The organism is Catellatospora sp. IY07-71, from assembly GCF_018326265.1.
In the GTDB taxonomy this organism is placed as follows: Bacteria; Actinomycetota; Actinomycetes; order Mycobacteriales; family Micromonosporaceae; genus Catellatospora.
On record NZ_AP023360.1, the window covers coordinates 1,768,009 to 1,781,123 of the forward strand.

Here is a 13,115-nt window from a genome sequence, read left to right on the forward strand (position 1 = left end):
GCCGGGTCAGCGCCGCTGATGAGGGTACGACCTACGCGGCCGCCGTGTCGTACCGCTCACCGCACGTCCTGCTTGGACGGTCCTCATCAGTACCCTCCCGGCCGGCTGCCGGCCGCCCGCGGTGCCGCGCTCGGGCCCGGCTGGGCCGCAGGGGCGGGGCCGCCCGGCGGGTTGTCCTCGTCGAACTCGCCCTCGCCCTCCAGCAGCGCCCGCACCTCCGACTCGCGGAACCGGCGGTGGCCGCCGGGCGTGCGGATGCTGCCGATGCGACCGGCCGCTGCCCACCTGGTCACCGTCTTGGGGTCGACCCGGAACAGCGCGGCCACCTCGCCAGGTGTCAACAGGCGATCTCCTGTGTCCACGCCCACCTCCTTGCGTCGACGGAGTCGGTTGGGACGAACCCGGTTGCCGCCTCCGCTGGGACGTACGCCCAATTAGAGCACCTACATGAACAGATGTCCCTAAAATGGTCGTATGCACCTTTTGGGGGGTTCGCGGCTGTACGTCGCGAACCTCATTCGTATATTGCCCGAAGATGCGCCCCTCCGTGCCCACTCTGGAAGAAACTGCCTCTAAGGTGCTCTGTGTGGACGCGATCGACCGCAACCTGCTTGACCTGCTGCGTAACAACGCCCGCCTCTCCTACGCGGAGCTGGCGCGCCAGGTCGGCCTCTCCGCGCCCGCGGTGCACGACCGGGTCGGCAAGCTGGAGGCGTCGGGCGTGATCCGGGGCTACCACGCGGATGTCGAGCCCAGCTCCATCGACCTCGGCGTGACCGCGCTGATCGGCATCGTGGCCGATCCCGCGGTGGACATGGAGGACGTCAGCGCGGCGCTCACCGAGCTGAACGAGATCGAGTCCTGCTACTTCATGGCCGGCGAGGAGTCGTACCTGGTGAAGGCGCGGGTGGGCACCATCGCCGAGCTGGAGCAGCTCATCGTGCGGCTGTCACGCACCCGCGGGGTGGCCCGCACCCGCACCGCGATCGCGCTCTCCACCACCTTCGAGGGCCGGCCGAGGCCGCTGCTCGGCTGAACCTGTTACGGTCCGCTCATGGAGCAGCTGGACAGGTGTTGTGACGACGACCGGGCATGGGTGACCGAGGCGATCGGCAAGGTCGCGGCGGACGCCAACCGCAGCGCGGACACCCACCTGCTGCCGTTCCCGCTGCCCGAGGCATGGGGCATCGACCTCTACCTGAAGGACGAGTCGGTGCACCCCACCGGCTCGCTGAAGCACCGGCTGGCCCGGTCGCTGTTCCTGTACGCGCTGTGCAACGGCTGGATCCGCCCCGGCACCACCATCGTGGAGGCCTCGTCCGGCTCCACGGCCGTCTCCGAGGCGTACTTCGCGCGCATGCTCGGGCTGCCGTTCGTGGCGGTGATGCCGGCCTCCACCAGCAAGGAGAAGATCGAGCTGATCGAGTTCCAGGGCGGCGAATGCCACCTGGTGAGCGATCCGGCACAGGTGGTCGTCGAGGCGCGCTGGCTGGCCGAGGACCGCCGTGGCCACTTCATGGACCAGTTCACCTACGCCGAGCGGGCCACGGACTGGCGCGGCAACAACAACATCGCCGAGTCGATCTTCCAGCAGATGTCGCAGGAGCGGCACCCCGTGCCGGCCTGGATCGTGATCGGCGCCGGCACCGGCGGCACCTCGGCCACCATCGGCCGTTACGTGCGCTACCAGCGGCACTGCACCAAGATCCTGGTGGTGGACCCGGAGAACTCCGCCTTCTACCCGGCGTACGAGGCCGGGGACTGGTCGGTGACCACCGGCAAGGGTTCGCGTATCGAGGGCATCGGCCGGCCCCGGGTCGAGGCGTCGTTCCAGCCCGACATCGTGGACCGCATGGTGCGGGTGCCCGACGCGGGTTCGCTGGCCGCGATGCGGGTCGCCTCCGAGGTGCTGGGCCGCCGGGTGGGCGGCTCCACCGGCACCAACCTCTGGGGCGCCTTCGGCCTGATCGCCGGTATGCGCGAACGGGGCGAGACCGGATCCGTGGTGACCCTGCTCTGCGACGGCGGCGAGCGCTACGTGCACACGTACTACGACGACGGCTGGCTCGCCGACCAGCACCTGGACCTCACCGGCCCGCTCACCACCGTGCGCCACTTCCTCCAGAGCGGCACCTGGCAGGACTGACCGCTTCACGTCACATCATCTGGGATGTAGCTACAACCCAGATGATGTGACCCGCGGCAGGAAACCCTGTGGTCGCCATGGCAACCCCTGTGTTGCAGCCCCCGGGCGCACCCGCCCCGGGGACGACGAGGGCCCCGCACTCCCTGGCAGGAGTGCGGGGCCCTCGATGTCGTCAGATCAGCGGTCGCCCTGCGGGCGCTCGGCCCGGAACGGCCGGTCACCCTGCGGACGGTCGCCGCGGAACGGCCGGTCGCCCTGGGGGCGGTCACCGCGGAACGGGCGGTCGCCCCGGTCGCTGCGGAACGGGCGGTCACCACCCTGGAAGCGGTCGCCACGGAAGGGCCGGTCGCCCTGCGGGCGGTCGCCACGGAACGGGCGGTCACCCTGCGGGCGGTCCCCACGGAACGGGCGGTCACCCTGCGGGCGGTCCCCACGGAACGGGCGGTCGCCCTGCGGCCGGTCACCCCGGTCACCCCGGAAGGGCCGGTCGCCGTACTGGCGCGGGCCGCGGTCGCGGAACGAGCGGTCGCCGTCGCGGCGCGGGCCGCGCTGGAAACGCGGCTCCGGCTCGTCCACCACGGGGGTGCCGGAGGGCTCCCGGGCGCCGGTCAGCTCGACCAGCTTCTCGTCGGTGAAGCGCAGCCGGTGCTCGGCGGGCTTCTCGACGCCGGCCTTCTCCATCATGGCCAGCGTGGTGCGGCGCTGCTTGGGCAGCACCAGGGTGGCCACCGCGCCGGACTCGCCGGCCCGCGCGGTGCGGCCCGCCCGGTGCAGGTAGTCCTTGGGGTCCTTCGGCGGGTCGATGTGCACGACGAGCGAGACGCCGTCCACGTGGATGCCGCGGGCCGCGACGTCGGTCGCGACCAGCACGCCCATCCGGCCCTCCTTGAACTCGGCCAGGGTGCGGGTGCGGACCCGCTGCGTCTTGCCGCCGTGCAGGCCGCCGGCGCGTACGCCGACCTCGCGCAGCTGCTCGACCAGGCGGTCCACGCCCATCTGGGTGCGCGCGAACATGATCGTCCGACCCGGACGGTTCGCGATCGCCGCCGTGACCTTGAACTTCTCCTGCGGCGGGATCAGCAGCATCATGTGGTCCATGGTGGTCACCGCGGCCGCCGGCGGGGCGGTCGAGTGGGTCACCGGGTCCTTCATGAACCGCTTGACCAGCGTGTCGACGTCACCGTCCAGAGTGGCCGAGAACAGCAGGCGCTGACCCTCGGCGGGGGTCTTCGACATCAGCTCGGTGACGTCGGGCAGGAAGCCCATGTCCGCCATCTGGTCGGCCTCGTCGAGCACGGTGACCTCGATGTCGTCGAGGGCGCAGGCGCCGCGCTCGATGAGGTCGCCGAGGCGGCCGGGCGTCGCGATCATCACGTCCAGGCCGCGCTGCAGGCCCAGGATCTGCCGGTCGTACGGCACGCCGCCGACGGCGGTGCCCGTGTAGAGGTCCATCGCCTTGGCCAGCGGGCGCAGCGCGTCCGCGACCTGCATGGCCAGCTCACGGGTGGGCACCAGGATCAGGGCCTTGGGGTGGTGCGGGCGGGCCGGCTTGCCCTCGGCGATCCGGGCCAGCAGCGGCAGTCCGAAAGCGAGGGTCTTGCCCGAGCCGGTCTGGCCGCGGCCGAGCACGTCCCGGCCGGCCAGCGCGTCGGGCAGGGTGGCCGCCTGGATCTCGAAGGGCTGGGTGATGCCGGCGCGGTCCAGCTCCCGCACCATCGGGCGGGGCAGGCCGAGCTCGGCGAAGGTGGGAAGGTGGGAGTCGCCCTGGTCGGCAGCGGCGCCCTCGGGCGCGGCGGAGCCGTCGATGTCGATCTCGAAGACCGACGGGAACAGGGCAGGGTCATGCATAGTCAACGCGAAACCTCTCGGGTGGCGCATCCCCGCGCCGCGCGGCCTCGTGCCGCTGCAAGTCACCCGCAGGAACGCTCGAGGGCGCGCCGAGCGCGCCCAGAACACAACCCGTCAAGTGTACGGGGTGCCGCGCCGGGCGTCCCGTCAATAACACCGTGGTGTAGCGGGGGTCACCCCGCGGCGGGAGCCGGGCTCGGGCTCGGGGACGGCTGGGGGCTCGCCTTCGGGCTGGTGCTCTCCTGCGCCACCGGGGACGCCGACTCGGCCGGCTCTGGCTCGGGCGAGCTGCCGGCCGAGGCGGACGGTGAGCTGCTCGCGCTGGGTGAGCTGGACGCGGACGGGGTGGCGGAGGCGGTGGCCGACGCGGTCGGCCGCGCGGTCGGCGAGGCGGACGCGGTGGCCGTCGGGGTGGTCTGCACCGCGGGCAGCGCGTCCACCACGCGGGTCGCGAAGTCGACACTGCTCATGCTCACCGGTGCGATCTTCACCACATCGCCGGTGGTGCGCGCGTGCACCATCTTGCCGTTGCCGAGGTACATGCCGACGTGGTGGATGGTGCGCCAGTCGCTCGGGTTGGTGGCGAAGAACAGCAGGTCGCCGGGGAGCAGCGCGGTCTTGGCCACCGGCTTGGCGCGGGTGCCGTAGTACTGGTCCTTGGCGACCCGGTTGAGCCGGATGCCGGCCTTGCCGTACGACCAGTACATGAGGCCGGAGCAGTCGTAGGTGTTCGGGCCCTCGTCGCCCCACCGGTACGGCTTGCCGCGCTGGCTCAGCGCGTGCAGGACCGCCTGGCGCGCCTTGGGCGCGGCCACGAGACCCGCGTTGCTCTTGCCGGGGTCGTAGTCGCCGAGGTTCTGCTCCTGGAGCTCGCGCTGCCGGTCCGCTTCGGACTGGGCCTCGGCGACGCGGCGCTTCAGCTCCAGGAACGCGGTCTCCTTGCGCTTGTACTCCTTCTCGATGGCCGTGTACGCCGCGGAGGTCTTCTGCTCGGCGGTGATCGCGTCGGTGAGCGCGACGTACGCCGTGCGCTCCTCGGTCTGCGCGCGGGACAGGTCGGCCATCGCCGACTCGGTCTCCGGGGTGCTGTGCGCGCGCGGGATGAGCAGGCCCAGCTCACCGAGGGAGTCGTCCAGGCCGGCCGGGCCCTTCACCGAGCCCTGGTAGGCGGCGATGGCGGCGGCCTCGGCGGCCTTGCGTGCCTCGCGCAGCGCGTCGGCGGTCTGGCGCCAGGCGTAGTCGGCCATGGCCTTGGCGATGAGCGCGTTGCTGTACTCCTGCTGCAGCTCGCTGCGGCGGGCGCTGAGCACGGACAGCTCCAGCTCGGCGGCGGTGTACTGCGCCAGGAGCTGGGCCTGCGGGGTCAGCGCGACCGACCGGGGCATGCTGAGCGAGCCGTAGGGCAGGGTGGGGACGCCGTCGGCGACGGGGCGGCTGCCGGAGTCGGGGATCGCGGTGATCTTCGCCCCGACCGGCGCCTCAGCGGCAGCGGGCACCGTCACGCCGCCCACGATCAGCGCGCTCAGCACGGCCGTGCCGAGAGCAGTCGGATGCGGACGTCGAGTCTGCCCACGTCGACGCTTGGACATCAGTGGCCCCGCCCTCCCCGTTGGTCCCACCAAGTTTCCTACCGGAAATCAGGTTTCATGTCGACCCTTCTGTCCCGGTGGCGTCAAGCTGAACATCAGCTGTCAAGGCCCACACGAGTGTCACCTGCGGTGGCGTCGTAGGCTGGCGGGCATGGACGTGGGTTTGAAGCGGGAGCTGGAGCAGAAGGTCTACGCCGGGGAGCGGCTCAGCCGCGCCGACGGCGAGGCACTCTACGCGAGTGACGATCTGGCCTGGCTGGGCCGCCTCGCACACCACGTGCGCACGCAGAAGAACGGCGACCGGGTGATGTTCAACGTCAACCGGCACCTGAACCTCACCAACGTCTGCTCGGCGAGCTGCGCCTACTGCTCCTTCCAGCGCAAGCCGGGGGAGAAGGACGCCTACACGATGCGGGTCGAGCAGGCCGTCGCCAAGGCGCTGGAGATGAAGGACGAGCAGCTGACCGAGCTGCACATCGTCAACGGCCTGCACCCGACCCTGCCATGGCGCTACTACCCGCGCGTGCTCAAGGAGCTGAAGCAGGCCCTGCCGAACGTCAAGCTGAAGGCGTTCACCGCGACCGAGGTGCAGTGGTTCGAGAAGATCTCCGGCCTGACCGCCGACGCGATCCTCGACGAGCTGATGGAGGCGGGCCTGGAGTCGCTGACCGGCGGCGGCGCCGAGATCTTCGACTGGGAGGTCCGGCAGCACATCGTGGACCACGCCTGCCACTGGGAGGACTGGTCGCGCATCCACCGGCTCGCCCACAGCAAGGGCCTGCGCACCCCGTCGACGATGCTGTACGGCCACATCGAGGAGCCGCGCCACCGCGTCGACCACGTGCTGCGCCTGCGTGAGCTGCAGGACGAGACCGGCGGCTTCACCGTCTTCATCCCGCTGCGCTACCAGCACGACTTCCACGACAGCGCGGACGGCAAGGTGCGCAACCGGATCCAGGCGCGCACCACGATGGCGTCGCCGGCCGAGTCGCTGAAGACGTTCGCGGTGTCCCGGCTGCTGCTGGACAACTTCGACCACGTGAAGTGCTTCTGGGTCATGCACGGCCTGTCGGTGGCGCAGCTGTCGCTGAACTTCGGCGTGGACGACCTGGACGGCTCGGTGGTGGAGTACAAGATCACCCACGACGCCGACTCGTACGGCACGCCCAACACGATGCACCGCGACGACCTGCTGCACCTGATCTGGGACGCGGGCTTCACGCCGGTCGAGCGGGACACCCGCTACCAGGTGGTCAAGGAGTACGGCCCGCCGCAGAGCCTCGCCGAGCGGCGCAGCGAGCCGCAGCAGGTCTGGGCCTGAGCATGACCGGCGCCGAGGGCGCCCCGCAGGAGCGGCGTCGCGGTCCCCGCCGTGACGCCGCCGGGCGCATCGTCTCCCTGTCCGACCTGCTCGGGTACGTGCTGGCGGGCTGGGTCATCAGCATGCTCGGCCTGCTCGCCTTCGACGGGCTGTTCGCGCTGCTCGGCCTGGGCGAGTTCGGGCAGGTCACCGGCTGGCTCGGGCTGATCTACCCGGTGATCGTGTTCGTGGAGCAGTTCCGGGCCGCGGCGGGCGAGCGCGGCCGGATCGCCGTCGCGCCGGCCGCCGGGCTGGTCGCGGTGGTGCTCGGGCTGGTCGCCGTCGGCCTGGCGGGCGGGTTCGCCCCATTGGTCACCGGCGGTCTGGGCTCCCTGGTGGCCACCGTGGCGTACGCCGTACTCTGGCACACCGGCCTTACCGTGGCCGGGCGGGACTGACCGCTACCCTGGACCGGTGAGTCCTGCTGTCAAGTACACCCTCGGCCGGCTGGTCCTCTTCGTGGCCTGCTTCGCCGCCGCCTGGTTCATCCCCGGCATCGACCTGTTCATCAAGCTCGGCATCGCGGTGCTGGCGTCGTTCGCGCTCAGCTGGTTCCTGCTGCGCGGGCTGCGTGACGAGATGACGGCGCAGGTCGAGGACGCGCTGGAGCGCCGCAAGGCGGACAAGGAGCGGCTGCGCGCCGCCCTGGCCGGCGAGGACGCCCCCGCTGCGGCGGCCGCCGAGACCGACGAGGCCGGCGAGGCCGCGCAGGCCGACGACACGGCTCCGGTCGCCGAGGCTTCCTCCGCCAAGTGATGAGCAGCGGCACATCCTGATCCCGTCTCGCGTCCGGCGGCACGGGTGTGTATTACCGTGTCGCCTGACCGTCCGCAGCGAAGCCGGTGCGAACCCGGCGCTGTCCCGCAACTGTGATCCCGCTCGTCGAGCGGGGAGCCAGGTCGCCTGCGGCGGTCGCGAACCACGCCTTCGAGGAAAGGCGTCTCGCGGACCGGGCTGCCCCACCTGATCGGGCCCTGTCGGCGAAGACCTTGCCTCGACCGACAGGAGGATCTACATGTCTGCCCTTTCGCTCTCCCGGCGCGCGCTCGGCGCGCTGGCCGCCGTCGGCCTCGTGGCCGGGCTCGCGGCCTGCGCCACCGAGGATCCCGCCACCCCCGCGCCGTCCGGCGCCGCCGCGGCGTACCCGGTGACAGTCGGCTCGGTCACCCTCGCCGCGCAGCCCGTGAAGATCATCTCGCTGTCGCCGACGACGACCGAGATGCTGTTCGCCATCGGCGCGGGCGGCCAGGTCACCGCCGTCGACGACAACTCGAACTTCCCGGCCGAGGCGCCGAAGACGGACCTGTCCGGCTTCCAGCCCAACGCCGAGGCCGTCGCCGCGAAGAGCCCCGACCTGGTCGTGCTCAGCACCGACAGCAACAACGTGGTGGCCCAGCTGACCGCCCTGAAGATCCCCGTGTACGTCGCCCCGGCCGCGGTGACCCTGGACGACTCGTACCGGCAGCTCGCCGAGCTGGGCACGCTGACCGGCCACGCGAACGAGGCCGCCGCGCTCACCCAGCGGATGAAGGACGACATCGCCAAGCTGGTCAAGGACGTCCCGCAGCGCACCACCCCGCTGACCTACTACTACGAGCTCGACCCGACGCTGTACTCGGTGACCTCGAAGACCTTCATCGGCTCGCTGTTCGAGCTGGCCGGCCTGAAGAACGTGGCGGACGCCGCGGACACCAAGGGCAGCGGCTACCCGCAGCTGACCGCCGAGTCCCTGGTCAAGGCCAACCCCGACCTGATCTTCCTGGCCGACACCAAGTGCTGCGGTCAGAGCCTGGACACCGTGAAGGCGCGGGCCGGCTGGGCCGGGATCACCGCGGTCAGCAAGGGCCAGGTCATCGCGCTCGACGACGACATCGCCTCGCGCTGGGGCCCGCGCGTCGTCGACCTGATCCGCTCGATCGTCGAGGCCACCGGCAAGGTTCAGGCCTGATCGTCGTGACGACACTGCGACCGGCACGGCTGCGACTCCCGTGGCTCGCCGCGGGCGTCGGGGCCGTGCTGGTCGCGCTCATCGCCGGGGTCGCGCTCGGCCCGGTGACGCTGCCGCCCGGCTCGGTCGCGGCGGAGCTGCTGAACCTGATCCCCGGTGTGGACCTGCCGTCGGGGCTGAACGAGCGTGAGATCGCGATCATCACCGAGCTGCGGCTGCCGCGGGTGGTGCTGGGGCTCCTGGTCGGCGCGATGCTGTCCCTGGCGGGCGGCTGCTACCAGGGCGTCTTCCGCAACCCGCTGGCCGATCCGTACCTGCTCGGCGTCGCGGCGGGCGCGGGGCTCGGCGCGACCCTGTCCATCGCGCTGCGCGAGGCCGCGTGGCTGGCCCCGGCCGCCTTCGCCGGGGCGGGCCTGGCCGTGCTGGCCACCTACCTGCTCGGGGTGGCGGGCGGCCGGGACCGCTCGTCGGCCACGCTGATCCTGGCCGGGGTCGCCGTGTCGGCGTTCCTCGCCGCGATCCAGACCTACCTGCTGCAGCGCAACGTGGACACGATCCGCGAGGTGTACTCCTGGCTGCTCGGGCGGCTGGCCACCAACGGCTGGCACGAGGTGACCCTGCTGCTGCCGTACGCGGTGGTCACCACGGTGGTGGTGCTGGCGCTGCGCCGGGAGCTGGACGTGCTGAGCGTCGGCGACACCGAGGCGGCGAGCCTGGGCCTGCACCCGCAACGCTCGCGGCTGATCCTGCTGGGCGCCGCCTCGCTGGGCACGGCCGCGGCGGTCGCCGTGTCGGGGCTGATCGGGTTCGTCGGCATCATCGTGCCGCACGTGGTGCGCCTGCTGGCCGGCGGCTCGTACCGGTCGATCCTGCCGCTGTCGCTGCTGTTCGGCGCGGCCTTCCTGACGCTGGCGGATCTGGCCGCGCGCACCCTGATCGCGCCGGGCGAGCTGCCCATCGGCGTGGTCACCGCCTTCTTCGGCGCGCCGTTCTTCGTGCTGGTGCTGCGCACCACCCGGCGGGTGAGCGTCTGATGCTGGCCGTCGCTGGAATCCGGGTCACGCTCGGCGACGCCGAGATCCTGCACGGGGTGGACCTGACCGTGGCCTCCGGCGAGTGGGTCACCGTGATCGGCCCGAACGGCGCGGGCAAGTCGACGCTGCTGCGGGCCGTCGGCGGCGCGGTGCCGCACACGGGCACGGTCACCATCGACGGCACGGCCACCACGGCGCTGCCGCGCCGCCGTCGGGCGCAGCTGGTCGCGACGGTCGCCCAGCAGCCCGTGGTGCCGCCCGCCATGCGGGTGCTCGACTACGTGCTGCTCGGGCGTACGCCGTACATCGCGCCGCTGGGCCGCGAGTCGGCCCGTGACCTGTCCCTGGTGGAGCAGGTGCTGGACTCCCTCGAGCTGCGCCGGTTCGCCGGGCGGGAGCTGGAGACGCTGTCCGGCGGCGAGCGGCAACGGGTGTTCCTGGCCCGCGCGCTGGCCCAGGGCGCGCCGCTGCTGCTGCTTGACGAGCCCACCTCGGCGCTGGACATCGGCCACCAGCAGGAGGTGCTGGAGCTGGTCGACGCGCTGCGCAAGGAGCGGGCGCTCACCGTGCTGGCCACCATGCACGACCTGTCCGTGGCCGGCGAGTACGCCGACCGGCTGGTGCTGCTGGCCGAGGGCCGGGTGGCCGCCGACGGCCCGCCCGCGCAGGTGCTCACCGAGGAGCTGCTGGCCCGGCACTACCGCGCGCGGGTCCGGGTGATCGCGGGCGAGTTCGGCCCGATCGTGGTGCCGGTGCGCCTGGGCTGACGGTGTTTGCCTCAGGAGGCAAACACCTGGTGTGATGATCTTAGATCCGTCATCATGCGCAGATGCTGCGGATCCATTTCACCGGAGCGGATCTGGCCGCCACCCGGATCGCCGCAGAGCCGGATCCCCTGTGGGAGCTGTCGCTGAGTATGCACCAGCTGCGGCTGCGCGACTCGAACCCGTTCCTCGCGGGCTGGAAGCACGAGATCACCCGGCGGCTGCATCCGGGCAGCCGGGAGCGTAGGGCGGTCGCGCTGCCGTTCGCGCTCAACCCGCCGCGCGGCTACTTCCCCGACTTCCTCACCCCGTACGAGTCGGTGGGCGGCTTCGAGGCGGGCCTGGACGCGGTGCTCCGCACCCCGAAGCGCCGCCTGCGCCGCGAGATCGACCAGCTCGCCGGTGCGCCCGCCGACACCCGGCCGCTGATCGAGGGCATCGGCCGGGGCAGTCCCGAGGACCTGGACGCGCTCGGCGCGAGCCTGCGCCGCTACCACGACCTCGCCCTCGCGCCGGTGTGGGACCAGGTCACCGAGGCGATCCGGCGCGACCGGGCCCTGCGCGCCCGCCAGCTCGTCGACGGCGGGCTGGCCGCCGTGCTCGGCCGGCTCCACCCGCAGGTGCGATACGCCGACGGCGTGCTGGAGGTCGGCATGTACGGCCGCAGCACCGACCGGGACGTGCACCTGGAGGGGCGCGGGCTGCTGCTGATCCCCTCCTACTTCAAGGAGACCCGCCAGCTGATGGTGCTCGCCGACGCGGAGCTGCCCCCGGTGCTGGTGTATCCCGTCGACCCCACCGCCCGCGTCACGGCCGAGGCCGCCGTGTGGGGCACGGCGAGCGCCCGCCGCGACGCGCCGTCCGCGCCGCTCACCGCCCTGATGGGACGCACCCGCGCGCTGGTGCTGGAGGCGGTCGCGGCCGGCGGCACCACGTCCGTGCTGGCCCGGCGGCTGGGCCTCACGGTCCCCGCCGCCAGCAAGCACCTGGCGGTGCTGCGCAACTGCGGGCTGGTGCTCAGCACCCGGGACCGGAACACGGTCCACCACGACCTGACCCCGCTCGGCCGGGCGCTGCTCGCCGCCGGCTGATCCCGTTCGCTCAGCCGAGCGAGCGCACCGCCGCCAGCGCCCGGTCCACGTCGTCCTCACCGGTCAGGATGCTGGTGCCGAACCGCAGGTACGACGGCTCGTACGGTGTGGTGCTGGTGATGATGCCCTTTTCCCGCAGCTGCGCGGCGGCCATACCGGGATGCAGTGAACCCACGTTGCAGCAGACCACGCCCGCGGACAGCTCCGCCGAGCGCGGCGTGAACAGGGTGACCCCGGAGATTTCGGCCAGCCCGTGCTTGAGCCGGGTGGCCAGCGCCGCGGTGCGCTCGGCGATCCGGGCCCGGCCCACCGTGCGGTGGAACTCGAACGCCTCGGCCAGCGCCCACTGGTGCTCGAACGCGTGATAGCCGCCGGGCGACCCGGCCGGATTGGGCGGCGTCTGGCTGAGCCCCATCCAGCGGCCGAACGCGGCGTTCTCGAACGCGGGGATCGTCGGCTGGAACCGGGCCCACGCCTCGGGCTTCCCCCAGATCAGACCGGTGCCGCGCGGCCCGAACAGCCACTTGTGGCAGCCCGAGACCAGGAAGTCGCAGCCCAGCTCCGCCGGCCCGGCGTCGACCGCGCCGAACCCGTGCACCCCGTCCACGCACAGCAGCGCCCGCTGCTCGGGCGCCCGGTCCTTGTTGTGCACGGCCAGCGCGTCGGCCATGGCCCGGATCGGCAGGCGTACCCCGGTGCTGGAGTGCACCCAGGTCACCGCCACCACCCGGGTCGCCGGGGTGAGCGCCTTGACCAGCGCGGACACGATCTCGTCGGTGCTCGCCGCGGCGGACTGCGCGAACAGCCGCACCCGGCGCACGGTCACCCCGTCGCGCTCGGCGCGCAGCCGCAGCGACTCGTGCGTGGAGTAGAAGTCGTGCTCGGTGGTCAGCACCTCGTCGCCGGGGCGCAGCCTGATCCCGCCGTAGAGGAGGCCCAGGCCCATCGTGGTGGAGTCGGTGAAGCACACGTCGGTGCCGGGCACGCCCAGGTAGCGGCTCGCGCCGACGTGGATGCGCTCCAGCGCGCCCTCCTCGTTCTCATGCAGGTAGCCGAACGTGTCCGCGTCCAGCCCGGCCCGGTGCCGGGCGATCGCGTCGCGCACCACGGCCGGCGGGCTGGCGAACACGAACGCCGCGAACTGCGCCTTCGACGTGTCGAGCGCGAACTGCGCGCGTACGCTCGCCCAGCTCTTCGGGTCCAGCGGCGGCGCGCTGCTCACCGGGGCCGGCGGCGTCGCCTCCGTGCCGTCGCATGCGGACAGGGCGCCCAGCGCGGCGGTCGCGGTCAACCCGCCCAGCAGCCCCCGACGCGAGATCGAAACCTCACCCATCC

The 13,115-nt window shown here is 72.3% G+C and carries 13 protein-coding genes and 1 riboswitch; of the genes, 9 read left to right on the top strand and 4 right to left on the bottom strand.

Features of this window, described 5'->3' with window-relative positions; translation table 11 throughout:
- Nucleotides 1–86 precede the first annotated feature (86 nt).
- The gene (locus tag CS0771_RS39385) at nt 87–362 is read right to left on the bottom strand and encodes a BldC family transcriptional regulator (protein ID WP_305834553.1); all 276 of its coding nucleotides are present in this window, start codon (nt 360–362) and stop codon (nt 87–89) included.
- 224 nt (nt 363–586) lie between these two features.
- Here CS0771_RS39385 and CS0771_RS08060 point away from each other — a divergent pair, with 224 nt between their 5' ends.
- Nucleotides 587–1,036: an Lrp/AsnC family transcriptional regulator gene (locus CS0771_RS08060; protein ID WP_212840436.1), complete on the top strand. Its 450-nt coding sequence runs from the start codon at nt 587–589 to the stop codon at nt 1,034–1,036.
- Nucleotides 1,037–1,054: 18 nt separating this feature from the next.
- A complete protein-coding gene (locus tag CS0771_RS08065; RefSeq protein ID WP_212840437.1) occupies nt 1,055–2,146 on the top strand; it encodes a PLP-dependent cysteine synthase family protein in 1,092 nt (363 codons plus the stop codon).
- Between the two features lie 177 nt (nt 2,147–2,323).
- Here CS0771_RS08065 and CS0771_RS08070 read toward each other — a convergent pair whose 3' ends face one another.
- Together CS0771_RS08070 and CS0771_RS08075 are read right to left on the bottom strand one after the other, a co-directional pair.
- Complete coding sequence (locus CS0771_RS08070; protein WP_244871323.1) at nt 2,324–3,862, bottom strand: DEAD/DEAH box helicase; 1,539 nt, start codon at nt 3,860–3,862, stop codon at nt 2,324–2,326.
- Nucleotides 3,863–4,167: 305 nt separating this feature from the next.
- On the bottom strand, nt 4,168–5,496 hold the full coding sequence (locus CS0771_RS08075) for a C40 family peptidase (protein WP_212840439.1): 1,329 nt from the start codon (nt 5,494–5,496) through the stop codon (nt 4,168–4,170).
- Between the two features lie 238 nt (nt 5,497–5,734).
- Between CS0771_RS08075 and mqnE the strand changes: the two genes are divergently transcribed.
- From mqnE to CS0771_RS08110, 7 genes are all read left to right on the top strand, one after another.
- Nucleotides 5,735–6,904, top strand: a complete 1,170-nt coding sequence (gene mqnE, locus CS0771_RS08080) for an aminofutalosine synthase MqnE (RefSeq protein WP_212840440.1) — start codon at nt 5,735–5,737, stop codon at nt 6,902–6,904.
- Nucleotides 6,905–6,906: 2 nt separating this feature from the next.
- A complete protein-coding gene (locus CS0771_RS08085; protein WP_212840441.1) occupies nt 6,907–7,341 on the top strand; it encodes a hypothetical protein in 435 nt (144 codons plus the stop codon).
- Between the two features lie 16 nt (nt 7,342–7,357).
- Nucleotides 7,358–7,699, top strand: coding sequence for a DUF4229 domain-containing protein (locus CS0771_RS08090; protein WP_212840442.1), 342 nt, complete (start codon nt 7,358–7,360; stop codon nt 7,697–7,699).
- 38 nt (nt 7,700–7,737) lie between these two features.
- Nucleotides 7,738–7,869, top strand: a riboswitch (cobalamin riboswitch).
- Between the two features lie 89 nt (nt 7,870–7,958).
- Entirely contained in the window at nt 7,959–8,891 is a 933-nt protein-coding gene (locus CS0771_RS08095; protein ID WP_212840443.1) for an ABC transporter substrate-binding protein, read from the top strand.
- Between the two features lie 5 nt (nt 8,892–8,896).
- Nucleotides 8,897–9,925: a FecCD family ABC transporter permease gene (locus CS0771_RS08100; protein WP_371821364.1), complete on the top strand. Its 1,029-nt coding sequence runs from the start codon at nt 8,897–8,899 to the stop codon at nt 9,923–9,925.
- Nucleotides 9,925–10,692 carry an ABC transporter ATP-binding protein gene (locus CS0771_RS08105; RefSeq protein WP_212840444.1) on the top strand — a complete coding sequence of 256 codons (768 nt, stop codon included), beginning with the start codon at nt 9,925–9,927 and terminating at the stop codon, nt 10,690–10,692. The genes CS0771_RS08100 and CS0771_RS08105 overlap by 1 nt, the downstream gene beginning before the upstream one ends.
- Before the next feature lie 62 nt (nt 10,693–10,754).
- Nucleotides 10,755–11,780: an ArsR family transcriptional regulator gene (locus CS0771_RS08110; RefSeq protein ID WP_212840445.1), complete on the top strand. Its 1,026-nt coding sequence runs from the start codon at nt 10,755–10,757 to the stop codon at nt 11,778–11,780.
- A 10-nt stretch (nt 11,781–11,790) separates the two neighbouring features.
- Here the strand turns inward: CS0771_RS08110 and CS0771_RS08115 are convergent, their stop codons facing one another.
- The gene (locus tag CS0771_RS08115; RefSeq protein ID WP_212840446.1) at nt 11,791–13,113 is read right to left on the bottom strand and encodes an aminotransferase class V-fold PLP-dependent enzyme; all 1,323 of its coding nucleotides are present in this window, start codon (nt 13,111–13,113) and stop codon (nt 11,791–11,793) included.
- Between the last annotated feature and the right edge of the window lie 2 nt (nt 13,114–13,115).